The following is a 500-nucleotide window of genomic DNA, read 5'->3' on the forward strand; positions in this document are numbered from 1 at the left end:
TTGCTGCCGACTCGTACCGCGCTGAGTGCATTGGCAGGAACGCTGATATCTGCCCAAACGGTAGAGAGATCGGAAATGATGAATATCTGGTCGTCGGTATTGACTGACTCACCGAGCGTGATGTCCTTCTCAACGATCATCCCATCGAACGGCGCCCTGAGTTCGTAGCGGCTCAATGCGTCTGGCTTGCCAGCATCACTACCAAGCGCTTGTAGCTGTGCTTTTGCATTCGCAACAGTCAGCTCTGCTTCCCGTAGAGCCTGTTGTGCCTGTAAATAATCCTGTTCTGCAGAAATACGCTCTTCCCACAGCTCCTTTTCGCGTCGATAGGTTTTCTGAGCCAATGCAAGACGTTTTTGTGCCGCGTAGAACTCGCTTCTACGTTCCGACAGGTCGGTACTCGCGATCACAGCAAGCACTTGCCCCTGTTTCACCTGTTCGCCCAAATCGACTTTGACCGCTTCAACGACACCTGAGAGACGAGGCACAACTTGCGCTGT

At 53.0% G+C, this 500-nt stretch carries 1 protein-coding gene; it reads right to left on the reverse strand.

From position 1 onward, the window contains the following. The coding region (locus MST27_RS22250) for an efflux RND transporter periplasmic adaptor subunit (protein WP_243608017.1) at window positions 1-500 on the reverse strand (500 nt) is incomplete at both ends.

Source organism: Stutzerimonas marianensis, from assembly GCF_022810315.1.
Taxonomy (GTDB): domain Bacteria; phylum Pseudomonadota; class Gammaproteobacteria; order Pseudomonadales; family Pseudomonadaceae; genus Stutzerimonas; species Stutzerimonas marianensis.